Source organism: Shewanella sp. SM101 (assembly GCF_025654465.1).
Lineage (GTDB): Bacteria > Pseudomonadota > Gammaproteobacteria > Enterobacterales > Shewanellaceae > Shewanella > Shewanella oncorhynchi.
Genome location: NZ_JAKKRH010000006.1, coordinates 54,242 through 79,517, shown reverse-complemented (window position 1 = coordinate 79,517; position 25,276 = coordinate 54,242). Strand labels below are relative to the sequence as shown.

The window sequence follows — 25,276 nt, the reverse complement described above, 5'->3', positions numbered from 1 at the left end:
ATGGATCATCTGTAACAGACTCAATCTCGAAAGGATTGGCGTCTGGAAAGAGAGTCTAGGCTCAGTATTAAATTGCACGGAAACAGCTGAATATCACTTGAGGATGAAGAGATGAAAAAAAAGCCGTTAGTGATCGCCATGGCGATAGCACTGAGTGGTACGGCCCTAAGTTTTACGTTAGCGGCAGAGGAAAGTGTTAAGCCTGTTGTTCAACAGGATGCGGATAAAAAACTGGTCACAACAGAGTTTGATGAAGTATTAGTGAGTGCAACACGCATCAGTGAAAAAGCCTCCGGAACCAGCCGTAGCGTGGCAGTGGTGGATGAAGAGCAACTTACGGTCGCCCAAGCATCATCAGTTGCCAATGCCCTTAAAAATGAGGCGAATATTACGTTGACCAATGGCCCAAGAGCTTCATCTCAAGGGGTTGAAATCCGTGGTTTAAGTGGCGATCGTGTGTTGCAAACAATTGACGGCGCAAGACAAAATACCAGCTCTGGTCACAGAGGTACCTACTTTATGGACCCTGAGTTGCTCAAATCCATCGAAGTGCTGCGCGGCCCTGCCAGTAGCTTGTGGGGCAGTGGTGCCCTCGGTGGTGTCGTAGCGCAGAATACTAAGTCGGCACAAGATTTTTTAGCGCCAGATGAGACCTTTGGTGGCTATTTCAAACAAGGTTATGAGACCAATGGCTCCCGCACTAAAACCAGTGGCGCTATCTATGGTCAACAAGACAGCATCGATTGGTTACTCAATGGTTCCTATTACGATTCAAACAATATAAAAACTGGTAATGACGAAACTCTAAACAACAGTGCATCCCAAGGCAGCAGTGGTTTAGCTAAATTCGGTTGGCAAGCCGACGAGGCATCACGGTTAGAGTTATCTGCAAGAGCCAGCAAAAACAATGAATTAGTACCGAGCAATCCTTCTGCTGCTGTGAGTAGTTCAGTGCTTTTGGTGCGTCGCAAAACTGACGATCAAAACCTCACCCTAAACTACAGTCTCAATCCTGCTAATAACCCGTATCTGGATACTAAGATGCAAGTGTATTGGAACAGTACCGACTACGATGAAGACCGTATTACGAAAGGTCAGCAAGACAGTACTGAGTTCCGCACTGTGGGGATTAACCTTAATAACAGTTCGCGTTTAGGTAATACTCTGTTGACCTACGGGGTCGATGGTTTTCGCGATACCATAGAAACGACGCGTGATGATTCGGGCCAAGTGGGCCAGCGTCCAGAGAATATCGATGGCGAAACCACAGTATGGGGCGCTTTTACGCGGGCGGATATCGAGCTGAGTCAGACGTTAAATCTTGAAGCGGGTCTGCGTTATGACAGCTTTAAAAATGACAGCCATAATCTCAACTTATCCTCAGATGACAATGAGTTATCACCATCGCTTGGCTTGGTGTGGCAGACTCAGCCTTGGCTGACCTTAAGCGCCCGTTACGATCAAGCCTTTCGCGCACCTACGGTAGAGGAAATGTTCTCCAGTGGCACCCATTATTGTATCCCGCCAATCCCCGGATTTTTACCCCAAGGTTTATGTAACACCTTCGCGGTGAATTCGGATCTAAAAGCAGAGACTGCGCGCAATAAAGAAATCAAAGCGGACTTACGTTTCAGTGAGTTAGCGGGTGATGATGAACTGGCGCTAACGTTTAACGTTTTCCGTAACGATGTGGACGATTTTATCGTGCAGCAAGTGTCTAATCCTTGGCGTGGCATTCCTGGATTCGAGCAAACGACCTCATGGAATAACGTTGAAGATGCACGTTTAACAGGTTTTGAAATTAGCGGTCGTTACCGTATTGGCCAAACTCGTTTAGCGATGAATTACGGCCAAACCCATGGCGAAGATCGTCAAACGGGCGATGATATAGAAAATATACCCGCCAATAAGTTCAATGTCGATTTATCCCAAGGCATTATGGAAGGCGACATGAAACTCGGCACTCGCGTCACTTATGTGGCGACGCAGTCGAATACGCCTGACGGCTTTAAAGTGGCGAAATACGACGATTACACCCTATGGGATGTGTATGTAGCGTGGGAGCCGACTATGGGCGCGATGGCGGGTGTGAGAGTGGATTTCGCAATCGAAAATATCGGTGATGAGAAGTATCAACAAGCGTGGCAAACCTTGTATCAACCGGGTCGTAATATGAAGTTATCGGCGCGCTATATGTTCTAAGCCACTTAATAGTCACTACCGCTGGAGACAGTAAAATGAAGATGACACTCGATACCGAGCTCGATGTCGCGCCAGATTTAAGCTCTGAGCAACGTCAGCTAAGTGGGCAACAGGCGCAATTGCGACAACGATTTGAACAACAAGTTGATTTAATGCCAGCCCAGCTCGCCAGTGAATTAGGCATTGCCGAGCTCGAAGTGGTCGCTGCATTGCCGCCCGAACAAGTGGTGTTTGTTCCGTTAACTCAGCTTGATACCTTACTGCAAGCCTTACCCAAATGGGGAAAGTTAACCACTATTGTGATGTTATCTGGCAGCGTATTTGAGTTTAAAGGGGATTTCCCCGAGGGAAAATACGCCCACGGTTATTACAACCTCTACAGCAAGGGTGACGGTTTGCATGGTCATCTCAAATTAGATGCCATGAGTGGTATCGCCTTGATCAGCAGACCTTTTAGAGGCAGCGAGAGCCATTCGATTAACTTTTTCGGCCGTGAAGGTGAGGTGGTGTTCAAAGTGTATTTAGGCCGTGATAAACAAAGAGCACTGTTTCCTGAGCAAGTTCGCCAATTTAAAGCGCTCGCGACTGCCTTTGCCTCGGTGCAATCACACCTCTGAATTGCAGCATTAATAAAAGTATTAAGGAAAACAGCAAATGAAGCCTGAAATTACCGAACAAGAACAGCGTCTAAGAGACAAACTCTTACCCGAAATCGAAGCCTTTAAACAGCAGCGCGAGACCTTACAACTGGCCACCATTGGTACAGATGGCCAGCCGAATGCGAGCTATGCGCCCTTCGCACTGGCAGATGATGGTTTTTATATTTTGGTGAGTGACTTAGCCCGTCACGGTCATAATTTAAAGCAATCATCTAAGGTCTCTGTGATGTTAGTTGAAGACGAAACTGCGGCCAAATCGGTTTTTGCCCGCAAGCGTTTAACCTTCGATGCGATTGCCGAGGCAGTACCCCGCGATACGCCCGCCTTCAGTAAAGGTGTTGGTGTGTTGTCGGCCCGTTTTGGCGAAATGTCCGATAACCTTGCGGCATTAACCGATTTTAACTTATACAAGCTCGCGCCCCATCAGGGTCTTTACGTCAAAGGTTTTGGCCAAGCATTTAGCCTGAGCGGCGCAGAGTTGTTAGATGTGGATTGGAAGCGCGATGGCCACCACGGCACGCCAAAAACGCCGGAAAACAAGCAAGTCGCTTAAGCCGCGCTAAGCTATTGTAATAAAACAAACCCGCACTCGCTGCGGGTTTGTTTTATGCTTTTCTCTTGAGTAAAACCACACAGCCCTTGAATTCCACTGCAAGAGGTAGCATCTCACTTATATGCTTTAAGTAATGCTGCGCGGTTAACGGTTGCAGATGATCCCATTCATGCTGATGTTATATTTGAATTGCCTTACCTACCTCAAGGATGCCACCCGTGACCGAGCCGACACACGAACTCGCCAAATCATCTGAACCCATTAAAGCGGGGGCTGAGCCATTGCCCGAAAAGTTAATTCCAGTCACGCCCACATCAAGCGCTGATACATCAAAGGCCAAACTGACCTCGGCGCAGCAAAGATCGGTATTGCCTTGGATTATGGGTTTTCTTAAACCCTACAAACTGAAAGTTGTCGCGGCGATTATCTGCTTGATGATAGGGTCGCTCGCTTGGTTATCATTGGGCCAAGGTGTGCGCTTGATGGTCGATGAAGGCTTTGTAAGGGATAATGCGCAGCGGCTGAATGAAATCATACTGTTAGTGCTCGGAATTACCGCCGTCAGTGGCACAGCGGTGTTTTGCCGCTTCTATTTGATGACTTGGCTTGGCGAGCGGGTCAGCGCCGATATTCGTCTAACGGTTTACAATCAACTGCTTAAACTCTCTCCCGCCTTTTACGCTAAGGTACGCACCGGCGAAGTGATCTCCCGTTTTACCGCCGATTCTACTTTGCTACAAACTGTGGTGGGTTCAAGTCTTTCCATGGCGCTGCGCTCTAGCGTAACAGTTCTTGGTGGTTTAGTCATGATGGGTATCACTAGCGTTAAGATGACATTGCTGGTGTTGTTGGCGGTGCCCTTAGTGTTAGGGCCGGTGATCTTTTTTGGTCGCAAAGTACGTGTGTTAGCACGGGAAAGCCAAGATAGGGTTGCTGATCTCGGCGCTTATGTTGATGAAACACTTCATGAAATTCATACGGTACAAGCCTATGGGCATGAAGATAAAGACCGTAGCTTGTTCAATCGCCGCGTCGAAGATGTCATGTCTGCGGCCAGTGGCCGGATCCGTTACCGTGCCTTATTGATCTCAACCGTGATGTTTTTAAGTATCGCCGCAATTGCTATGGTGACTTGGGTCGGTGCCCACGATGTGATGGCGGGTAAGATGACGGGCGGTGAGTTATCTGCCTTTATGTTTTACGCTGTGATGGTTGCGGGCGCAGTGGCGACCATTAGCGAAGTGATAGGCGAAATTCAGCGGGCTTCTGGCGCCGCCGAACGTTTAATCGAACTGGCTGAAACACAAGTGGATATTCCCGTTGCAACTCATCCTGTGACTTTGCCCGCCAAGGTCAGTGGCGAGTTAATGATTGAAGGGCTCAATTTTGCCTATCCAGAGCATGATGCCTTAGTGCTAAAACAGCTCAATATGGCTATTGCCGCGGGTGAGCGGGTTGCCTTAGTCGGGCCAAGTGGCGCGGGTAAAAGTACCTTGTTCCAGTTATTGCAACGCTTTTATGTGCCTAGCGCTGGCAGTATTCGACTGGAAGGTATTGATATTGCCAATCTTCTTCCGCAGGAGTTGCGGTCGCAGTTTGCTCTAGTGCCGCAGGACTCGGTGATTTTTGCGACTAGCGTACTTGAAAACGTGCGTTATGGTCGAGTCGATGCCACCGAGCAAGAAGTGATAGATGCCTGTATTGCAGCACGTGCCCACGAGTTTATTAGCGAGTTTACTGAAGGTTATCAAACCTATTTAGGCGAGCGTGGCGTGCGGCTTTCTGGTGGACAAAAACAACGTATTGCCATTGCGCGGGCGATTTTAGCCGACAGACCGATATTGTTACTCGATGAAGCGACCAGTGCCTTAGATGCGGTGAGCGAGCAGAAAGTGAAGCAAGCGTTAGACGTATTGATGGCGGGTAAAACGACTTTGATTATTGCTCACCGTCTATCGACGGTAATTAATGCTGATAGGATTTTTGTATTTGATAAGGGTGAGGTTGTCGCCTGCGGTCGCCATCAAGAGTTAATGCAATCTAATGCGTTATATCGTGAATTTGCCAGTCTGCAATTGTTAACCGAAGAGGCCAATGCCAGCGCCTTGAATGAGACCATTTAGGTAAAATAAAACCCAGTTGCTAGCTGAAATGCTCAGGCTAGCTTACTGGGTCTTTTATTGTGTTTTTGTTTCTTAGCTTTGCCTTTAAATGCGGTTTTTAAGCTTTATCTTTTAGCTCGCGGCGCAGAATTTTGCCGACGGTACTTTTAGGTAATTGCGCCATAAATTCAATGATTTTTGGCAATTTATAGGCGGTTAACTGCTCGCGGCAATAGGTTAGAATGGCCTCTTTAGCCTGTTGATGATCTTGGCTATCATCCTTAAGCACGATAAAGGCTTTAACCGCTTCGCCCGAGTGTTCATCTTTTACTCCCACCACGGCGCATTCGATCACACTTGGATGGCTCGCCAGCACGTTTTCCACCTCGTTGGGATAGACATTAAAACCTGAGACTATGATCATATCTTTTTTACGATCAACTATTTGGTGGAAACCTTCCGCTGTTGCTATGGCAATATCCCCAGTTTTGAAGAAGCCATCTTGAGTCATAGTATTGGCGGTTTCCTGCGGATTATTCCAATATCCCCGCATGACTTGTGGGCCGCGTGCGGCTAATTCTCCGGCCTTACCTAAGGGCACTTCAATGTCGTTTTCATCTAAGAGTTTAACCTCAGTGCCAATCACAGGTTTACCAATAGTGCCTAGTTTTTGATAACCAGGTGCATTGAGTGAAATCACTGGCGAAGTTTCAGATAGCCCATAACCTTCACTGATCATGTTGCCTGTCGTCTGTTGCCAAATGTTGGCCGCCGCGGCCGTCAGTGCTGTGCCGCCCGAGATGGTGATTTTTAAATGGCTAAAGTCGAGTGCTTTAAACTCGGGTTGATGGCATAGGGCGACAAACAGAGTATTGAGTCCTGCAAATCCAGTGAAGGGATATTTGGCGAGTGTCTTAATTAAGCCACTAATATCCCGTGGATTTGGAATTAATACCGAGCAGCCGCCACACTCGAAATACAGCACTAAGTTCACCATAAATGCATAAATATGGTAAATCGGTAGCGGTGCAACGAAGATATCTTCCCCTTCGGTGATCACGCTCGCGATGCGGGATTTTACCTGCGCCGCATTAGCGAGCATATTGCCGTGGGTCAACATGGCACCTTTAGATAATCCAGTGGTGCCGCCCGTATATTGCAACGCCGAGAGGTCGTCGAGATTTGAGATAAATCGGCTAAAGGGGAGCTCTGCGCCTTGTTTTAAAATTTGGCAAAACTCCACATTCTTCAGGCCTGTCTTAGGCTGTACGTGCGGATCGATCAAATCTAAAGGGTGGGTTGAAATGACATATTCTATTTTGGTGCTGTCGATGACTTTGGCTAAGGTCGGTAATAGATCGGATAACACCACGATCGCTTTGGCACCAGAATCATTGAACTGATGGATGAGCTCACGCTCGGTATATAGGGGATTAGTGTTAACTAAGATAAGCCCAGCCCTGATTGCGCCGTAGGCCGCGATGACAAATTGGGTGATATTAGGCAATTGAATGGCGATGCGATCGCCCGGTTTGAGTGTGGTCTTATTTTGTAAATAGGCGGCAAAGTAACGAGAATCGCGTTCTATCTCGTTAAAACTGCTGGTTTTACCGAGACAGGCATAGGCGGGTTTATCACCGTAACGCAGGCTGGTTTTCTCGATCAGATCGACCAGTGATGAGTAGTTTAGTTTGAGTTGAGAGTCTTGATCGTATGCCATGCTGAACTACCTCAAAGATGATGTTTATTAGTTGTTATTATTTTGGAGTTAAACAGGTGTTTAGATTAGAGGGTGTTAGCACTAGAGGTCAATGCTTATCGCGAAAAACATCTTTATGCCAATAACGGTATCTTTATGTAACAAATAGTATTTTTACTCTAAAGCTGAGTGCTTAACTATAGCTTAGTTATTTTAGAAGCTTAGTTATCCAATGAACCACAAAACCTAAATAAGAGTTGAAGGAAAGACAATTTAAAATTTGTAACCGTTATGTTTCTAAGGATTAAGATTAAATGTGCTCAATTTGCTTTGTCTATGCGCCGTTTAACGGGGAAATTTTCAGCTTTGTAGGCGTTTAAGGTTTAATTCCGATGTATGAGACGTTAAAGATCTGGTTGTCTTTGGGGATGAATATCTGCCTTTAACCGGCGCTTGAGTTGATTCCTCAAGCGCCGATTGGCTAGTTAATGTGATGATGACCAATGTTACGGTAACTCATATTAAGCGCTAAAAGCTTAGTGCTAAGGACTGAAGAATCCGGTTTCTTGGCTTACTTGTTGTGTTGGCTGTTTAACATCCGTCACCGAGAATTGGATCATTTTGCGCCCCGAGGGGATGGCATCCTTATCGGCTAATACTGTGACGGGATAGTCCACTTGTTCACCCGCTGCCAAGGTAATAATAGGATCGGCAATCAAGCTAAAGGGCATTTCACTGTCGACGGCGAGTTGATATTGCTTAGTATCTTGTGTCTTGTTGCGGATCTTCAGCTGATAGGTATTTTCAACTTTATTATCCGAGGTTTCACGGTACAAGCTTTGACGATCACGGATCACGTTAAGCTGGATCTCGCTGCGGCTATTTAAGTCTAACCCTATGACGATAAACATGATAATGACCGCTGCACCGTAGCCTAAGAAACGCGGCGAGCGCCAATAGGAGTAATTCACTCCCTTAAGATCATTTTCACTCATATAGCCGATAAGATTCTGCTTGTAATCGAACTTCAACATAGTCTCATTACAGGCATCGACACAGGCGCCACAGTTAATGCACTCATATTGCAAGCCGTTACGAATATCTATCCCTGTCGGGCAAACTTCGACACACAAATTACAGTCAACACAGTCACCTAAAGTATGGTTATCTTGATTGTTCTCTTGTTTACGTTTGCGAGGGCCACGGGCTTCACCGCGCTGTGCATCATAGGTCACGGTTTTAGTGTTGGCATCAAACATCACAGCTTGGAAACGTGAATAGGGGCAGCAATGTAAGCACATTTGCTCGCGCATCCAGCCCGCATTGAGATAAGTACAAATGGCGAAAAACCACACCCAGCTTGTCACCCAGAAGCTGGCATTACCTGTCAAGATGTCCGCATAAAGTTCGCGGGCGGGAATAAAATAACCGATAAAACCACAGCCAGTGAGCAGAGCTGTTAGACCCCAAAGTAAGTGTTTTGCACTTCTTTTACCGATTTTACTGCTAGTCCAAGGGGCTTTGTCGAGCTGCTTACGTTTATTACTGCTGCCTTCGATGCGCGTTTCTATCCACACATAGATAAAGGTCCACGCCGTTTGTGGGCAAAGGTAACCGCACCAAACACGGCCCCAAAATACGGTAATGAAAAACAGACCGAAGGCGGCGGCGATAAAAATCCATGCCAGCAAGGTAAAGTCCTGTGGCCAGAGCGTGATACCAAAGAAAAAAAACTGTTGTTGGCTGATATCTAACAGTATTGCTTGGCGGCCATCAATAGAGATAAACGGCAGGGCGAAAAACATCACGATCAATAGGCTATTCATCATGGTTCGCAGGCGCTGAAAATCACCTTTTTGCTCACGGAAATGGATATTGCCAGAGGGGAGACGACTCTTTGCTGCGGTTTCAGTAGAGAGATTTTTAACCGGAATGTGTAGCTCTACTGAGGCAGGTTTCGCGCCCACACTCTTATTTACACTTGGAGAATTTGGGGTAACTTCGCTCTTGGGCATAAAGGGTCCTAACGGCTTAAATAAGATTCGCCTCCCTAATAGCAAGCGCTAGGCCAAGTTTTAATTGGCTCAACATCATGATATTTATAATTATTTTGTGATTGGAACCAGATACGGATCACGATATATCACACATTGGCGATATATCGTGTTTTTAGTGTGCTCGTTTTGAATTAGATTTCACTCGATTGACGCTGGATCCCCAGTTTTTTCATTCGCGATCTCAGTGTACTTGCGGGCACACCGAGGACATTCGCTGCGCCGAGTGGGCCGGATATGCGCCAGTTTAAGCGCTTAAGGGTTTGTTCTATATGCAGCGCTTCCGCTTCTGCTAAGGTTTGCCCTTGGGTTTGAGCTAAGGGATTATTGCTCGGCATAGCGTGGATCTGCAGAATATCTCCTTGGGATAGAATGGCTTCGCGTTCGAGGATATTTTGCAGTTCGCGCACATTGCCGGGCCAAGTATAAGCCATGAGTTTTTGTAGCCCCTTTTGGCTCACTCCACGGATTTTTTTACCTAGCTTACGATTCAAGTTGTGCAGAATATGGCTGACGAGTTCGGGAATATCTTCGATTCTTGCGCGCAGTGGTGGTACTTGAATAGGGAATACATTCAAACGGTAATAGAGATCCATCCTAAATAATCCCTGTTCGACTCGCTTGAGTAAATCGTGGTGACTGGCGGCGACTAAGCGAATATCCACTTGAATGGTTTCGCTGCCACCGAGACGTTCGAAGGATTGTTCTTGGATGACTCGCAGTAGCTTTGATTGGGCTTCTAAACTGAGCTCAGCGACTTCGTCGAGGAACAGTGTGCCTTGATGAGCAAGTTCGAAGCGACCTTTACGGCGGCTCGTGGCGCCAGTAAATGCCCCCTTCTCGTGACCAAAGAGTTCACTTTCTAGTAAAGATGCCGAAAACGCGGCACAGTTGACACTGATCATGGGTTTATCTTTGCGGCGACTGAGCTGATGTAAGTTACGGGCAACGAGTTCTTTTCCTGTGCCATTTTCACCACAAATGAGCACAGTACTGTCGGTATTGGCCACCATGTGCAATTGCTGGATCATATGGCGGATCACTGTACTGGCACCCGAAATATCCACATCACCCGTTTTGTCTGCCAACTCTGCCTGTAGATAATGATTTTCAGAGGCGAGTCGCTCCGAGAGTGCTTGTACTTGAGCTAGGGCTTGGCGTAATGACTGCTCTGTTTGTTTTTGAATACTAATATCACGAAATATCGCGACTACGCCAATCAGTTGATTGTCACGGTAAACAGGGGTGGAACTGTAATGAACGGGGAAGCTACTGCCATCTTTACGCCAAAATACATCGTGAGTGATTTCTCGGGTGATCCCATCCTTTAAGGTGTTGTAAATTGGACAATCCTCTTGGGGATAATGACTGCCATCTGCATGGCTGTGATGATGACAGTTATGGATGTTTTTACCGAGTAGCTCTTCATTCTTCCAACCCGTCATGCGTTCGGCTGCCGGATTGATAAACACCGCATTACCGCTTAAATCAAATCCATAAATACCTTCGCCGACAGCGTTGAGCAATAACTGGTTTTCCGGTAAGAAATGCTTATCTATCGATTTTTCATTATTGACTGAAATCTTATTGGTCATCTGTCTTACTCTGGTTTTGGCGGTATTTTCTGAGTATACCTTAAGTACTGTGACGCGATATATCGTGTTTTTGATTATGCCCTTTAAGCATTTTTTCTTTGGTGATTTTTCTGCTCACACTTTTTGCCGTTCGAATACATTTTACTTGATGCCATCCTCTAAAAAATATTTTCACCTAAGGAATTGATATAAAAGATAAATTACTAATATTCATTCAAAAGTCTGATTTAACATTGGATATTGTTTAATTTATGTTATAAAAATGTTTGTGCAATGTGATTTTGTGTTGGCCGTGGTAGCAAGGTTTAGGGACGAGAATCGCACAAAGCAGGTCAGGTATTCTAAAAATAATAAGCAGTTGGGATGAATATGATGACCTCAAAGAAGCAGAAGTTTGGATTAAGTGCAGTGAGTTTGGCGATTACTCTAGCCTTGTCTGGTAGTTTAATCAGTCCGCAGGCAATAGCAGAAGAAGATGAGACGGCTGTTAAAAATGAGAACGTTGAAAAAATTGCAGTTGTAGGGTCCCGTGCTGCGCCACGCTCAATCGGCGATTCTCCCGTTCCTATTGATATTATTAGTAGTGACGACCTTAAAAAAAATGGCTCAACTGACATGATTGATATGTTAGTGACTTCGGTGCCATCGTTTAACTCACGCGCTCAACCTATTAGTGATGCAGCAACCTTAGTTCGTCCCGTTAATTTACGGGGTTTGCCATCAGACAGTACGCTAGTGCTAGTCAACGGTAAGCGTCGTCACCGTGCATCTGTGATTGCGTTCCAAGGTGGTGGTATTAACGATGGCGCTCAAGGTCCTGATATCTCAGTTATTCCTGGTTCTGCATTAAAGCAAGTTGAAGTGTTGCGCGACGGCGCAGCAGCGCAGTATGGATCGGATGCGATTGCAGGAGTCATGAACTTTGTTTTAAAAGATAATTCCGAGGGTGGTTCTATCACTGTGACCCAAGGAGAATATTACGAGGGTGATGGTGCTACGACTACGGTCGAAGGTGATGTCGGTTTACCTGTGACTGAAAATGGCTTCGTCAATTTGAGCTTCCAGTATAAAAATGCTGACTCCACTAGCCGTAGTGTGCAGCGTCCTGATGCGGCTAACTTAGCCGAGCAGGGTAATACCGCGATTAATGACCCCGCTCAAGTGTGGGGTAATCCTGAAATTAATGATGACTATTCAGTGTTCATCAACTCAGGCTTAGACATTAATGCCAATATGCATGCCTATGCCTTTGGTAACCTGTCATCCCGCGATGCCGTGGGAGGCTTCTATTATCGTTACCCGCAAAATCGTAGCAATGTGTATTCCAATGATGGTGGTCAGAACTTACTCGTGGGCGCGGTAAATGGTGATCCATCAACATGTGGACTCGTACCTATCCCTAAAAATGCTGATGGAAGTGACGGCAACGTACTCGACACTGATGCATACAAGGCGATGGTTGCCGACCCAAATTGCTTTGCTATGAACCAGATATTTCCAGGTGGCTATACGCCGCAGTTCACCGGTACCATTGAAGATATGTCCTTCTTCGCAGGTGTAAAAGGCGATATCGGTGAATGGAATTATGATTTCAGTGCCGGTACTGGGGCGAACAAAGCCAGTTTTGGTCTTAAAAATTCGTTGAATCCATCACTGGGATTAGATACCCCGACCGATTTTGATACGGGGGCTTATGAGCAAGTTGAAACTACCGTTAACCTCGATTTCTCGCGCTTCATAACCTTAGGAGGCATTGAAGACATTAGTTTTGCTTCTGGTTTTGAATGGCGAAATGAGTCGTTTGAGATTTCTCAAGGTGATGAAGCCTCGTGGATTGCTGGCCCTTATGCTAGTCAAGGTTTCAACATTGGTGCGCATGGTTTTAAAGGCTTTGGCCCAGAGTCTGCGGGTAAAAACTCACGTCATAACATAGGTATTTATACTGATTTAGAAGCTTATTTAAGTGATGACTGGTTACTCGGTTTAGCACTGCGCTACGAAGACTTTTCAACCTTTGGTGATACGTTAAATTACAAATTGACGTTGCAGTATTCTGCAACGGATGAATTGTCGTTCCGCGCATCACACAGCACCGGCTTTCGTGCACCAACGGTTGGCCAAGAAAACGTGGTGAATACCCAGACATCGATCATCGATGGTGAACTGATCCAGACCTTTATTGCGCCACCAACCGATCCGCTTGCGGCATTTTACGGTGGTGAAGTATTAAAGCCTGAAGAGTCGATTAGTTATGCGATTGGTGCTGTATATGAGTACGAAAGCTTCTTCTTAACGGTCGACTACTACAATATTGCCGTTGAGGGCCGTATTGCACAGTCGAGTAAGATTGATGTTGAGGCTAAAGATTATGATGCTTTACGTGCCGCTGGGGTTGAGTTCCCTGAGTTGATCCAAGGTGTGAGCTATTACACCAATGACTTTGATACTACGACTCAAGGTATCGACATCGTCGCCTCCTATGATGCAGAAATCCTGTCGGGTAATGCTAAATTCAGTCTTGCCTATGGTTGGACCGATACCAGCGTTGATAAGTTTGATCTTAAAACGACCGATGCGGGTAAAGTTCGTCGATTAGAAGATGGTATCCCAGCGCACCGTGCCACCTTAACTTGGGCACAGTCTTGGGACAAGTTAACCCTGTCACTGCGTGGTAACTATTTTGGTGAGTACTATGCGACTCACGCTGATGATACCTCTGACTGGGGCTCTGAAATGGCTGATGCTGCAGTGACCGTCGATCTTGAAATGAGCTATCAATTACTTGATGGCTTAACCCTGGCGGTGGGGGCTAATAATCTATTTGATCAAGAAGCGCAAAAGCTGAAAGAAGGGACCTTGGGTGAACTCGGTGGCGTTTACTATGAAAGTGGGCCATTCGATTACAACGGCGGTTTCTACTATGGTCGAGTGAATTACCGTTTTTAATGAGTAAGCCAATTTATAGAAGCGATTTCTAACCCACCTTTCAAGAAATTTGGCTTTTATAAATAGAAGTGAAGTAAGCAAAAAGGCTGCAATGCAGCCTTTTTTATTCGTATTTGACTCGTCCTAAATATAGTTTAGTGCTTAGTTACGATTCGTTTGCGCGGTAACTAAACCATTTAACACATCACTCATACTGAGTTTTGACGGCAAGAGAATTCCATTGGGGGCGCTTGGACCATAAATTTTATTGTAGGGCGTGCCGGGGACTCCTTCGTGGCGCATATAGGTTTCAATCGTTTTATTCGCCTCACTCCAGTTTCCTTGCATCAGAATGATATTGTCGGCCATCAAGGCATTTACAATTTGCTCCCTGTGGGTGACTTCCGCTTTATTCGTTTGGCAGATGGTGCACCAATCAGAGGTAATATCGACAAAGACGGTATAGCCTTGGGCAACCAGAGGCGCGATTTTCTCTGGGGCTAAGGTGTGCCATTGTAGTTTTTGATAGGCTTGGTAATCCTCGCTTTTGTGCACAAATCCAATAATAGCACTGAGTCCTAAGGCGAAAAATCCCAGCACAAAAATCACCGTCAGCGGTATGGTTTTACCTTTTTGTCTTTGCCAAAGCAGTAATAAGATCGCACCTATTAATAGGCAAAGAATAAAAATACTGATCAGCGTTATAGTGTTCATAAAATGTCCTGATTGAGAATCGCCTTTGTGGTGATTGCGATGAAGGCTTAGGTATTAAGGTTTGGCTATAAAGATTAGGTTAGCGCTAATCTTAGCGGTTAACGGCTTAAATCAGTGTGAATTTATGGGATTATCGCGTTTGGGGTTCTCTTAAATGACTGTTCATTTATTGAAAATGGATTTATTAGCGTTAACGCCTTGATGGCGCGATGCTAGAATGGCAAGCAAGTTTAAGGCCCAGCAGTGGGCTTTTTTATTCGGCGAAAGGTGTCATCAATGAGTTGGAGTACTTGGTTAGGTTTATTGGCTATTTGTTGTTTGGGGGCTATGTCGCCGGGCCCAAGTTTGACTATGGTAGTACGTCATACTTTAGGTGGTGGGCGGGGAAAGGGGATCGTCTGTGCTTGGGCACACTCGATAGGGATTGGGATCTATGCGCTGGTGACGTTACTGGGCTTAGCCGTAGTTCTTAAAAAGGCGCCCTTAGTCTTTAATGGCATTGCGATTCTCGGTGCCTTATACCTTGCTTGGATGGGAGTTCAAGCGCTGCGTTCTAATGGAGGTATGCAAGCTAAATTGGCTGCAGGGGAGGCGACAGATACCTTAACCGCAGCCCGTGATGGTATCGCTATTTCTTTATTCAACCCTAAGATAATGCTATTTTTTCTTGCGTTATTCAGCCAATTTGTGATGGTCGCCGACAGCATGACGGCTAAAGCATTAATTGTTTTTACACCGTTAGTGGTCGATGGTCTTTGGTACACCTTGATAGCCTTATTGCTATCCCACTCGAGTGTGTTGCCTAAGTTGAGAGAAAAAGCGGGGTTAATTGATAAGTTATCCGGCGTAGTATTGATATTGCTGGCGATCCGTGTGGTGTACACGCTTTAGTTATCTATCTAAAATTATTGGTTTTAAATAACAAACACGCCATCAATCGATGGCGTGTTTGTTTATGGCTATGCATTTAAATTAAGGCGTGATTAGCCTTTAAACATTTGCACAGAATTATCAGCTTCTTCTGCCACACTTTCTTGGATAATGGGTGGGTTGGCAATGTGGTCGTCTAAGTTGTCACTCAGCATTTCTTTGAATTCACTGCTAAACCATTCTAATGCGCTCTCTTTTTCTGCACCGAGATCCGCTGATTTAATCGCGGCTTCGAAGGCATTAAAACGTGCTGCGGCAAAACGGAGTGCTGTGCCAACTTTACCTACATCTGCTTCTTGTTGGCTTAGCTGATTGGCTAAGGCAATAAACTGATCGGCAAGTTCGTAAATGGTGGTGCTGCTCGTGTCGGTCATGGCGTTCACTCTAAAAAAGTAACAGATTAAAGTTCGATTCTAACTTAATTGGTGTAAGAAGGAATCGTCAGGCATTAACTATTGGGATCTGTGTCGGTAATGACGACTCCTGTGTGGGAGTCATAATTAATCGACAGTTTATCGTTTGTTCGATACAAATAAGTGCACTGGCCAGGATCGGTATAACTGGCTTTATAGTCGGTTTCAGTCGCATCAATATTCAAGCGCGAGACACTCGGCTGGGCATTTTGAAATAATACTTCCCATACCGATATACAGTCTTCAACATTATCGAGTGCCGGAGAGGCCTCATTGCCATGGATATAGTGTTGTGCTGGCCAACCGAAGGCGTTGAAATCTATTTGTTCGGATTGTGCCGTACCAAATACGGGTAAATCCTCTTTTGGACCTGAGCCCACTTTTACAGCCCATACGGAACGTGCCAGATTGATGGCTGATTTAAAGCTTCCGCCTGCCGCTTTAACGGTTGCAATTTGCGCATCTTGTTGCACATTGATAAATTTTGGCAGGGCCACTACGGCTAAAATACCGAGCACTATGATGACCACCACAAGTTCAATTAAGGTGAAACCCGTTTGATGTCTTTGAATTGATTTATCAGAATGTTGGATCATCATTACGTATCAGAGTGTGCGAGAATGGGCGCACTATATCACTTAATTTCGAATGTTTTAAATTGAAAGTCTTAACGTGAGACCTAGCAGGTTTAGTGGTATTACTTAGCGGCAGGTAAGGTCTGTAAACTTGCCATACTACTACAGGACTTTTAAGCTAACCCGATTATAGAATTGAGGAAGTAAAATAGTGACTCAGGCGACATGGCAAACATTTATCGATGAGCAAAGAGCTTTGCCTTATTTTCAGCAACTAAGCGCATTTGTTGATAATGAACGCAGGGCTGGGAAAGTGGTTTATCCATCTGAGGCTGATGTTTTCAATGCTTTTAGTATGACGCCCCTTGAACAAGTCAGAGTGGTTTTGATTGGCCAAGATCCCTATCACGGCCCAGATCAAGCCCATGGTTTATGTTTTTCGGTTAAACGCGGGATAAAACCACCGCCATCTTTAGCCAATATGTACAAAGAATTAGCGACGGATATTGAAGGTTTTGTTGTGCCATCCCATGGTGATTTATCTGCATGGGCGGAGCAGGGGATACTGATGCTCAATACTGTGCTGACCGTTGAGCAAGGCAAGGCGCATTCCCATGCCAAAGCCGGGTGGGAAGTCTTTACGACTGCGGTGCTGGAATTATTAAATCGGCAGACCCAGCCGATTATTTTCGTGCTTTGGGGCAGTCATGCCATTAAAAAGGGCCAAGTCGTTAACGCACCGCAACATCAAGTGCTCACAGGACCACATCCTTCACCTTTATCGGCTTATCGCGGTTTTTTTGGTTGTGGGCATTTCTCTCAAGTGAATCAATTATTGCTTGAGCGAGGCGAAACGCTGATCCTTTGGCAGGTTTGATTTTAGGATTGCGGTTAAAGCAATAAAAAAGGTCTTACTGAGTAAGACCTTTATTTTTTTGGGGTGAAACTACATTTAGTTAGCAATCAGTGGTTTCTGTCGACCGAAATCTTAGCTAGCGTTACTAAGGCTTGCTTATAGTCGCTATCGGGTAAAGCAGATAATGCCGCGATGGCTTTCTCTGATTCTTCAATTGCTTTTTGTTGGGTGTAGTTTAACGCGCCGCAATGGTGCAGTGCTGCTACGATTTTATCTATGGCCTGAGTACCATCACCTTGCTCAATTGCTTGACGTATGAGCTGTTTCTCTTCGTCTGTGCCATGGGCAATGGCATAGATGAGTGGCAGAGTCGGTTTACCTTCGGCAAGGTCATCGCCAATATTCTTTCCTAGCTCGTCACTGTCGGCGGTATAGTCGAGTAAGTCGTCGGTGAGCTGAAAGGCGGTGCCGAGATACTTACCATAGTTGCCTAAGGCGGTTTCTTGCTCAGGCGTTGCACCTGCTAGCACGCCCGCGAGTAGCGTAGCGGCTTCAAATAACTTGGCTGTTTTGCAATAAATGACCCGCATATAGCTTTCTTCAGTGGTGTCAGGGTCATTGCAATTCATTAGCTGTAAGACTTCGCCCTCGGCCAACACGTTAGTCGTATCAGCTAACACTCTGAGCACTTTCATGTTGTCAAGTTCGGTCATCATCTGGAATGAGCGGGTATAAAGGAAATCCCCGACTAGCACACTGGCACTATTGCCAAACAGTGCATTGGCGGTTTCTCGTCCGCGGCGTAACGTCGATTCATCAACGACATCATCATGGAGCAATGAGGCTGTATGGATAAACTCAATAATCGCCGCTAGCTTAAGATGTGCTTCGCCTTCGTAGCTCACCGCACGTGCGGCTAAAACCGACAGCAGAGGACGAAGACGTTTACCACCACCATTAATAATGTAAAAACCTAATTGATTAATTAGGGCGACATCTGATTCAAGCTGTTTATATATCAGCTGATTGACTGCTTGCATATCAGTGTCAGCCAGTTGACGAATAGCGTTTAAATCCATAATAGACTCTGGTTGTGGGGTCATTACGTACCCGGCCCCTGTTTAGGCTCACGTGTTATAATGAAATGAATTTTACCTAAAATTCTGACATATGACAGCACTAGCTCAACTAATGTGAGAGTTAATCCGGTCTTTTTTTATTCTTTCCTAATTAGGGCTTGCCAGAGTTGGATTCTTCGCGTAAACTCCGCGCCCATTGTCAATAAAGTTTTTGTAGCACCCTGCCTCATCCAAGAATGAGCCCGCGTGTTAGGAATTGGAGTAAAATAGCTATGTACGCTGTTTTTCAAAGTGGTGGTAAACAACACCGTGTAGCTGAAGGCCACACAGTACGTTTAGAAAAGTTAGAAGTTGCAACTGGCGAAACTATCGAGTTCGATCAAGTTCTTTTGATCGCTGATGGCGAAACAGTGCATGTTGGTGCTCCTTTAGTAGCTGGCGGTAAAGTCGTTGCTGAAGTTGTAAGTCACGGTCGTGGCGATAAAGTTACTATCGTTAAGTTCCGTCGTCGTAAGCACCACGACAAGAAAATGGGCCACCGTCAGTGGTTCACTGAAGTTAAAATTACTGCTATCAACGCATAATAGGAGTCTAACTCATGGCACATAAAAAAGCTGGCGGTTCTACTCGTAACGGCCGCGATTCAGAAAGTAAACGTCTAGGTGTTAAGCGCTTTGGCGGTGAATCAGTTCTAGCTGGTAACATTATTGTTCGTCAACGTGGTACTAAATTCCACGCTGGTGTAAACGTAGGTATTGGTCGTGACCATACTCTGTTTGCTCTGACTGACGGTAAAGTTAAATTCGAAGTTAAAGGCGCTAATAACCGTAAGTTTATTAGCATCGAAGCTTAACTTTCGAACCTAGCTTATACTGTTAAAGCCCCGCCATTGGTGGGGCTTTCTGTTTTTTGTGCTTCTATTTACGCCGTGTAGATGCTTGAGTTGGTAAATGATTACCAAGAATGAGCATTGACAGGTAAGATTGGGAGCAAAGTATCTCGAGTTTTTTGGCGACCAATGAAGTTAGACGGTATAATTGCTTCATTCAGTGGTGCCAGGAGTAAGTATGAAGTTTGTCGATGAGGCAGTAATTAGGGTCGAAGCAGGCGACGGCGGTAGCGGTTGTGTTAGCTTTAGGCGCGAAAAGTATGTACCTGATGGTGGTCCTGATGGTGGTGATGGTGGCGACGGTGGCAGTGTTTTCCTGCAAGCTGACGAAAACTTCAACACTTTGATCGAGTTCCGTTTTGAACGTTTTCACATGGCTGAACGTGGCGAAAATGGTCGTGGCCGTGATTGTACTGGTCATAGCGGTAAAGATCTGATCTTAAAAGTTCCTGTTGGTACTCGCGCGGTCGATCATGATACTGAAGAAGTCCTTGGGGATTTAACGACCCACGGTCAAAAGCTATTGGTTGCCAAAGGTGGTTTCCATGGTTTAGGTAACACCCGTTTTAAGAGCAGTACTAACCGTGCCCCACGTCAAAAGACGTTAGGCACACCCGGTGAAGTTCGTAGCCTTAAATTAGAGTTGTTACTGCTGGCTGACGTTGGTTTGCTTGGCATGCCTAACGCGGGTAAGTCGACATTCATTCGTGCGGTTTCCCGTGCAACGCCGAAAGTGGCTGATTATCCGTTTACAACACTGGTGCCTAACTTAGGTGTGGTTAATCCACGTCCTGGGCAAAGTTTTGTGATTGCGGACATTCCTGGTCTCATCGAAGGTGCTGCCGATGGTGCGGGTTTAGGTATTCGCTTCTTAAAGCATCTTGAGCGTTGTCGTATTCTGCTGCACATCATAGATATTGAGCCGATTGACGGAACCGATCCGGTTGAGTCTGCGCGCGCTATCGTAGGTGAGCTTGAGAAATACTCTCCAAAGTTGGCGAGTAAGCCGCGTTGGTTAGTCTTTAACAAAACCGATCTGCTGCTTGAAGAAGAGCTGCAAGAGAAGGTTGATCGTATCGTTAAAGAAATGGGTTGGGAAGGCGATGTTTATACTATCTCCGCCTATAACCGCGACGGTACCAGTGAGTTGGCATTAAAACTCCTCGATTACATTGCGAGTCTTCCACCTGAAGACAATGAAGTCGACCCAGATAGTGAAGTTGAGTTTAAGTGGGATAATTATCATCAAGCAAACCTTGATTCATTGAATGAAGATTATGTTGATGAAGATGATGACGACGACTTTGATGATGACGACTACGACGTAGAAGTTATTTACCAAAGATAATAGTAATCTTTGAGTTTTGAGAGTTCTGTGTACGCTGATACTCAAAATGATATTACTCGGCAAGTTGTGCGTGCTGCACAATTGCTACTGGCCTACGGCGCGGAATCTGATTTAGTTGAAGAAATCAGCCAGCGTCTAGGTCAGGCTTTAGGTCTTGCCAGCGTAGAACTCTCTATTTCCTCTAATTCCCTCGTGTTAACCAGTTTGGTTCATGGTCGCTGTATCACAACTACTCGTCGTATTCGTGAGCATGGCATTAACATGACAGTCGTCTGTGAATTGCAACGTATCTGTTTACTCGCGGAAAAGGGGCTATATGGCCCAAATGAAGTGCGTAAACGTTTGGCGCGGATTGAACCTAAAACCTATCCTCCTAGCATAGTGGTATTCATGATTGGCCTGTCGTGCGCTAGCTTTTGTCATTTATTTAATGGCGATCTCACTGCATGCGTGATTACTTTTTTTGCCGCGGCAGTGGGTATGTCGGTTCGTTTAGCAATTGCTAAGCGGCATTTTAATTTATTAGTCAATTTTGCCATCACTGCTTTCGTCACCAGTATGCTGGCTCAAACGGGTTATTTGTTTGAGTTAAGCGAAACTCCTAAGGCTGCTATGGCAGCGAGTGTGCTGATGTTAGTGCCGGGTTTTCCGATGATTAATGCGATTTCCGACATGGTAAAAGGGCACATGAATGTCGGTATATCCCGCTGGGGTCATGCTACTTTGCTGACAGTTTCTTCTGTGATTGGGATTACGATTGCGATGCAGATCGGTGGAATTTTCCTATGATGGAATTACTGATAACGCTGCTGCACGATGCTTTTTTCTCAGCAATTCCCGCCGTAGGATTTGCTATGGTATTTAATGTTCCTAAACGATTTCTTCCTTACTGCGCTTTAGCGGGAGCCATTGGCCATAGTTCCCGTACTTTAATGTTACAGTTTGGTCTGCCAATCGAGTGGGCAACCTTCGCCGCCGCGGCATTAGTAGGGATTATTACCATAGGGTTTGGTAAGCGCCACTTAGCGCCACCTTTAATGTATGCTGTCGCTGCGATTATTCCTATGATCCCAGGCACTTATGCATTTAATACTGTGATTGCCTTAGTGCAATTGACCGCTCAATCTCAAGTCAGTCCTGAACTGACGGGGCAAGTGATTAGTAATGGCCTCAAAACTGTCTTTATTCTAGGGGCGTTAGCCGTGGGTTTGGCCATGCCGAGTTTGCTGTATTTCAGGACCCGCCCCGTCATTCAATAATTCTATTTCCATAAAACAGGAGTGAGCATGCGCATTGCTATGATAGCCGCGATGGCAAACAATCGAGTCATCGGAAAAGATAATAAAATGCCATGGCATCTTCCAGAAGATCTACGTCACTTTAAAGCGATGACCCTAGGCAAGCCTGTTGTGATGGGACGTAAGACCTTTGAGTCAATCGGTAGGCCCCTTCCTCGTCGACATAACATAGTGATTTCACGCCAAACGGATCTGGTGATTGAGGGCGTGACCTGTGTGACCTCATTTGATGCAGCCAAACAAGCTGCTGGTGAGTGTGAAGAGTTAGTGGTTATAGGTGGTGGCCAGCTTTATGCCGAGTTATTGCCCTGCGCCGATATCTTATATTTGACGCAAATCAATCTTGAGGTGGAAGGCGATACATTTTTCCCCCACTGGGACGATGGGACTTGGAAGGAAACTGAATCTTTGTCGAGTATAAATGCGGCTGGTTTGGAATATCGCTTTATCAATTTGGTAAAAAAATGTTAAATTGCAGCTTCTGTTGTGTACCCTGTGTGTATGGGGTGTCAGTTTATCTAACGTATTGCATCATATCGGACATTTAGTTTTCACGGAAAGAGATAGCCTATTTCGTTATCCTAGATTTCGAACGAGAGCTAAAGCCAAGAGGTCAATATCATTTAGACAATAGATGCTGCCCATACAGAATTGATAATAAAACTATAAGAAAGTATTAAGGAGTATCGGATGCGTCTTATGCCTGTGGCCTTGGCTGCGTTGATTGGATTTAGTTCTATTGCTGTACCAACCTCTGCTGTTGCGGGGGAAGATCCACTCGTAGCGAGTCTTTGTGATTATGTAAAAGCTAACGACAAAAACCGCTTACGTAAAAAGTTAAAAGAAAGCCGCGTTAAGTTACGTCAGATTTACAGTGGTATCAGTTGCGATGGTGCAAGTCTATTGCGCACCGCTTACGGTGCGAGTGCGAACGATACCGGTGAGTTTGTGGCTAAGCGTTTGTCGGCGACTGAATTGAGTGTTGCTGAAGCTGATGGGATGACTATCCAAGCTTGGGCTGAAGCAAACGGTCATGGTGCTAGCCCAATTACCGCTGCAGTGAAAGAGCGTCTTGGCGCTGCTGCGGGCGGTGAAGAAGAGTAATGCGGATTTGAACTTAGCGGCACTTTAGCTCTATTTGCTGCTACGTTATATTAAGCGTCTAATATCAAGTATCTAGCATTAAGCTAGATAAAAATGCCAAACTTAAGTTTGGCATTTTTTATGGCCTTAATTTGTGCAAAGGCCGGACAGTTCGAGTCGTCAGTAAGATAGGCAAGTGAATTCGTCTCAAAAGAAAGGGCCGCTAAGCGACCCTAGGTTTTAGTGGTGATAAACATTAGACTCTAAATTCACCGACCGAAGCTTGGAGTTCTTCGGCTAATTTGGCGACTTGATGGCTAGACTGAGCCGTTTGATCTGCACCAATAGCGGTTTCTTCTGAAATTGCTGCAATATGCTCTAGTTTTTCAGAAACTTGCTGGCTTACTAAATTCTGTTCCTGCGCAGCATGGGCGATATGGGTGCCAGAATCATAGGCCTTATGCACAGATTGGCTAATGGTCTCGAGGGCAATGTTGGCTTGCTCCGTTTTTTCAACACAGGCGTTGGCTTGAGCGCGCCCCATATCCATGGCGGCAACGGCTTGCTCTGCACCTTGCTGCAACACTTCGATCATCTGTTGGATCTCTCGGGTCGACACTTGAGTGCGTGAGGCTAAACTACGCACTTCATCGGCAACTACCGCAAAACCACGACCTTGTTCACCCGCACGGGCGGCTTCAATAGCGGCGTTAAGGGCGAGTAGGTTAGTCTGTTCTGCAATACCACGGATCACATCCAAAATTGAGCCAATAGAGGCGCTGTCCGACTGCACTTTATTAATCACAACACCCGCTTTGGCCACTTCATCGGCTAAAGCCAAAATAGTCAGTTTGTTCTCTTGTGCAATGGCACGCATGTGCTGAGTTTCTTGATCAGCCTGTTTGATTTGCTCAAGGGCTTGATTGGCACTTAAAGACACCTGCTGAGCACTAGAGCTAAGTTCAGTTGTCGCAGTAGCCACTTGGTCAACTTGGCTTTTTTGTTCTTGTATGCCTGAGGTGGTTTGCGCTGTGATTGCTGATGTTTGTTCGGCTGCCGCGGCAAGTTGATTTGACCTATCTAAAATACCTATGATTAAACTGCGTAAGCTATCGACGAGACGATTACAGTTTTTTGCTAGTTCGGCAAATTCATCGTGTCCAGAGTCATCTAGTTTATGGGTAAGGTTGCCTGAGGCTAAGACGTTCAGGGCATTGTTCACTTGGCTGAGTGAGCGTTTTAACGGATTCACCACAGCAAAACTCACAATCACAGCGACAACGATTGCTATTAACACAACAATCATGGTTTGTATGCTGGCAGAGTCAATCTTGGCTATAGTGTCATTGCTCATGTTCGCGGCAACAAGTTCGATGTTATCGCTGACATCATTCATGTTGGAATTGATGACTTTCACATCATTTTCGATAATGCCTAGTTTTATCACAGCTTCTTTGGAGTGGGAGAGCTGACTCGATTTTAGCTGCAACATAGATTGCGGACCAGTGACGAGCGCTAATACTTTTTCGATATCTTTAGTGACCGAGCTTAAGGTATCCGCTTCGACGATACCTTGACCGTGACGATTCACATATTCAAGTTTGTTCTTGGTTTCGCTGATAATGTAGTCAAGTTCCTTTGAGATCAGTTCGTGCTTACTGTCTTCGTCATTTGTTACTAAATCTGCAATAGTGGTGATGATATTTCCGAGACTAGTATCAATAGCGCTGGCTGATGCAGCAAGACTCTGCTCATCGGGATTTTGACTGCTTTCTAAATCAACAATATCGAGCAGTTCTGATGAGGCATCATCGGCGGCATTTTCGAGCTTTTTCTTTAGTTCAACGAGCTGTTCTTGCTTGCTCAATGAGGCCTCACGTTCGGCGATCATGGCAATACTATCTCGCTCAAAGGTGGCAAAGCTGCCGCTTAATTGGGCAATTAAAGAAGATAGATTCTGCTGGCTCTTGACTAACTGAGTGAGGGTGGCAATTTCGTTTTTGAACTGAGTCCCATGGTCTTCGAACACTTTACGAATATTCGGGATATTTGCTGATCTAGGGGTGTTATAGGCAATGAGGATTTGTCTTTGTTGCTCACTCAATGCTTCACTAAGGTGGTTTGTCGATTTCAGCGCGGGCAAGCTTAATTCTTGCATCATAGCAGAGCTGGCTTTTAGGCTATTGTTGGTTAAATAAGATGTAAATCCTAGCAACACGAGTAAAAGTGTGACAATACCAAATCCGCCAATCACTCTGGTGGCTACATTAAATTTCATAGGATACTCCGATTTTTATTATAT

Annotated in this window: 22 protein-coding genes; 14 read left to right on the top strand and 8 right to left on the bottom strand. The window is 45.5% G+C overall.

Annotation, left to right across the window (positions count from 1 at the left end; genetic code table 11):
- Positions 1 to 111: 111 nt before the first annotated feature.
- The 4 genes from L5M38_RS04945 to L5M38_RS04930 all read left to right on the top strand — a co-directional run bounded on the left by L5M38_RS04945 (position 112) and on the right by L5M38_RS04930 (position 5,537).
- Positions 112 to 2,202 (top strand): TonB-dependent hemoglobin/transferrin/lactoferrin family receptor, encoded by a 2,091-nt coding sequence (locus L5M38_RS04945; protein ID WP_263178477.1) that lies wholly within the window; start codon positions 112 to 114, stop codon positions 2,200 to 2,202.
- A 35-nt stretch (positions 2,203 to 2,237) separates the two neighbouring features.
- Positions 2,238 to 2,819 (top strand): heme utilization cystosolic carrier protein HutX, encoded by a 582-nt coding sequence (hutX, locus tag L5M38_RS04940; protein ID WP_263178476.1) that lies wholly within the window; start codon positions 2,238 to 2,240, stop codon positions 2,817 to 2,819.
- A gap of 37 nt (positions 2,820 to 2,856) precedes the next feature.
- Entirely contained in the window at positions 2,857 to 3,414 is a 558-nt protein-coding gene (gene hutZ, locus L5M38_RS04935) for a heme utilization protein HutZ (protein ID WP_263178475.1), read from the top strand.
- A gap of 218 nt (positions 3,415 to 3,632) precedes the next feature.
- A complete protein-coding gene (locus L5M38_RS04930) occupies positions 3,633 to 5,537 on the top strand; it encodes an ABC transporter transmembrane domain-containing protein (protein ID WP_263178474.1) in 1,905 nt (634 codons plus the stop codon).
- Between the two features lie 97 nt (positions 5,538 to 5,634).
- Here the strand turns inward: L5M38_RS04930 and L5M38_RS04925 are convergent, their stop codons facing one another.
- From L5M38_RS04925 to L5M38_RS04915, 3 genes are all read right to left on the bottom strand, one after another.
- Entirely contained in the window at positions 5,635 to 7,236 is a 1,602-nt protein-coding gene (locus L5M38_RS04925; RefSeq protein WP_263178473.1) for an AMP-binding protein, read from the bottom strand.
- Positions 7,237 to 7,757: 521 nt separating this feature from the next.
- Positions 7,758 to 9,230 carry a cytochrome c oxidase accessory protein CcoG gene (gene ccoG, locus L5M38_RS04920; RefSeq protein ID WP_263178472.1) on the bottom strand — a complete coding sequence of 491 codons (1,473 nt, stop codon included), beginning with the start codon at positions 9,228 to 9,230 and terminating at the stop codon, positions 7,758 to 7,760.
- A gap of 173 nt (positions 9,231 to 9,403) precedes the next feature.
- Positions 9,404 to 10,864: a sigma-54 interaction domain-containing protein gene (locus L5M38_RS04915; protein WP_105250005.1), complete on the bottom strand. Its 1,461-nt coding sequence runs from the start codon at positions 10,862 to 10,864 to the stop codon at positions 9,404 to 9,406.
- 369 nt (positions 10,865 to 11,233) lie between these two features.
- Here L5M38_RS04915 and L5M38_RS04910 point away from each other — a divergent pair, with 369 nt between their 5' ends.
- Positions 11,234 to 13,810 (top strand): TonB-dependent receptor plug domain-containing protein, encoded by a 2,577-nt coding sequence (locus L5M38_RS04910; protein WP_263178520.1) that lies wholly within the window; start codon positions 11,234 to 11,236, stop codon positions 13,808 to 13,810.
- Positions 13,811 to 13,951: 141 nt separating this feature from the next.
- Here L5M38_RS04910 and L5M38_RS04905 read toward each other — a convergent pair whose 3' ends face one another.
- Complete coding sequence (locus tag L5M38_RS04905) at positions 13,952 to 14,503, bottom strand: thioredoxin family protein (protein WP_263178471.1); 552 nt, start codon at positions 14,501 to 14,503, stop codon at positions 13,952 to 13,954.
- Positions 14,504 to 14,779: 276 nt separating this feature from the next.
- Between L5M38_RS04905 and L5M38_RS04900 the strand changes: the two genes are divergently transcribed.
- On the top strand, positions 14,780 to 15,394 hold the full coding sequence (locus L5M38_RS04900) for a LysE family translocator (RefSeq protein ID WP_105250002.1): 615 nt from the start codon (positions 14,780 to 14,782) through the stop codon (positions 15,392 to 15,394).
- Between the two features lie 92 nt (positions 15,395 to 15,486).
- Here L5M38_RS04900 and L5M38_RS04895 read toward each other — a convergent pair whose 3' ends face one another.
- Positions 15,487 to 15,807: a DUF3144 domain-containing protein gene (locus L5M38_RS04895; RefSeq protein WP_105250001.1), complete on the bottom strand. Its 321-nt coding sequence runs from the start codon at positions 15,805 to 15,807 to the stop codon at positions 15,487 to 15,489.
- 74 nt (positions 15,808 to 15,881) lie between these two features.
- Positions 15,882 to 16,445 (bottom strand): Tfp pilus assembly protein FimT/FimU, encoded by a 564-nt coding sequence (locus L5M38_RS04890; protein ID WP_173496946.1) that lies wholly within the window; start codon positions 16,443 to 16,445, stop codon positions 15,882 to 15,884.
- A gap of 187 nt (positions 16,446 to 16,632) precedes the next feature.
- Between L5M38_RS04890 and ung the strand changes: the two genes are divergently transcribed.
- Entirely contained in the window at positions 16,633 to 17,298 is a 666-nt protein-coding gene (gene ung / locus L5M38_RS04885) for a uracil-DNA glycosylase (protein WP_173496947.1), read from the top strand.
- 86 nt (positions 17,299 to 17,384) lie between these two features.
- Here ung and ispB read toward each other — a convergent pair whose 3' ends face one another.
- On the bottom strand, positions 17,385 to 18,356 hold the full coding sequence (gene ispB, locus L5M38_RS04880; RefSeq protein ID WP_049821790.1) for an octaprenyl diphosphate synthase: 972 nt from the start codon (positions 18,354 to 18,356) through the stop codon (positions 17,385 to 17,387).
- Between the two features lie 272 nt (positions 18,357 to 18,628).
- Here ispB and rplU point away from each other — a divergent pair, with 272 nt between their 5' ends.
- From rplU to L5M38_RS04845, 7 genes are all read left to right on the top strand, one after another.
- Positions 18,629 to 18,940, top strand: coding sequence for a 50S ribosomal protein L21 (gene rplU / locus L5M38_RS04875; RefSeq protein ID WP_006080526.1), 312 nt, complete (start codon positions 18,629 to 18,631; stop codon positions 18,938 to 18,940).
- 14 nt (positions 18,941 to 18,954) lie between these two features.
- Positions 18,955 to 19,209 carry a 50S ribosomal protein L27 gene (rpmA, locus tag L5M38_RS04870; protein WP_006080527.1) on the top strand — a complete coding sequence of 85 codons (255 nt, stop codon included), beginning with the start codon at positions 18,955 to 18,957 and terminating at the stop codon, positions 19,207 to 19,209.
- Between the two features lie 214 nt (positions 19,210 to 19,423).
- Positions 19,424 to 20,593, top strand: a complete 1,170-nt coding sequence (gene cgtA, locus L5M38_RS04865; protein WP_105250000.1) for an Obg family GTPase CgtA — start codon at positions 19,424 to 19,426, stop codon at positions 20,591 to 20,593.
- Between the two features lie 27 nt (positions 20,594 to 20,620).
- The gene (locus L5M38_RS04860) at positions 20,621 to 21,382 is read left to right on the top strand and encodes a threonine/serine exporter family protein (RefSeq protein WP_028761534.1); all 762 of its coding nucleotides are present in this window, start codon (positions 20,621 to 20,623) and stop codon (positions 21,380 to 21,382) included.
- On the top strand, positions 21,379 to 21,852 hold the full coding sequence (locus tag L5M38_RS04855; RefSeq protein WP_113939894.1) for a threonine/serine exporter family protein: 474 nt from the start codon (positions 21,379 to 21,381) through the stop codon (positions 21,850 to 21,852). Before L5M38_RS04860 ends, L5M38_RS04855 begins: the two co-directional genes overlap by 4 nt.
- A gap of 27 nt (positions 21,853 to 21,879) precedes the next feature.
- Positions 21,880 to 22,362: a type 3 dihydrofolate reductase gene (gene folA / locus L5M38_RS04850; RefSeq protein ID WP_263178470.1), complete on the top strand. Its 483-nt coding sequence runs from the start codon at positions 21,880 to 21,882 to the stop codon at positions 22,360 to 22,362.
- Between the two features lie 219 nt (positions 22,363 to 22,581).
- A complete protein-coding gene (locus tag L5M38_RS04845) occupies positions 22,582 to 22,995 on the top strand; it encodes a DUF3718 domain-containing protein (RefSeq protein WP_105249997.1) in 414 nt (137 codons plus the stop codon).
- Between the two features lie 235 nt (positions 22,996 to 23,230).
- On the opposite strand, the gene L5M38_RS04840 is transcribed toward L5M38_RS04845, so the two are convergent.
- A complete protein-coding gene (locus L5M38_RS04840; protein WP_105249996.1) occupies positions 23,231 to 25,252 on the bottom strand; it encodes a methyl-accepting chemotaxis protein in 2,022 nt (673 codons plus the stop codon).
- Positions 25,253 to 25,276 lie beyond the last annotated feature (24 nt).